Below are 400 nucleotides of genomic sequence, written 5' to 3'. Positions count from 1 at the left end.
ACACCATACCTCTAGTTTCTAAATCTTCTCCTTTACGTTGTATAGCCATTTCCGAGTGTAGCAACCATGTCCCTTTATCATCCTTATCAAATTCTTCATCTCGATAACCTTCTTTATCGTACAGGTCTTCAAGGTTTTTGATAGGGTACATACTTAATGTTTTTTCGAAACTTTTTTTGATTTGCGTTTCTTTATTACCTTCTTTTGTCATACTTCCACATCCGCCAATAAAAAACGTTATTAATAAAAAACTGATGCATAAAAGTAACTTTTTCGAATGTTTCACATTTTCACATCTTTCTATTTATCGTATATTTGTAAAAACGATATAAATCAAATTCTTAGACTTCTTCATATTACTCTTTCATATTACCAAACAATAAACAGCCATTCATTTTAA

1 protein-coding gene is annotated in these 400 nt (G+C 30.0%); it reads right to left on the bottom strand.

Annotated features, from left to right (window positions below):
* Positions 1-286: Csa1 family protein (locus HMPREF2897_RS08890; protein WP_141751294.1), on the bottom strand; the 286-nt coding region annotated here is incomplete at its 3' end.
* Positions 287-400 lie beyond the last annotated feature (114 nt).

Origin of the sequence: Staphylococcus sp. HMSC065D05, from assembly GCF_001813195.1 — a bacterium.
GTDB lineage: Bacteria > Bacillota > Bacilli > Staphylococcales > Staphylococcaceae > Staphylococcus > Staphylococcus epidermidis.
This window is presented reverse-complemented; position numbering and strand designations above follow the sequence as displayed.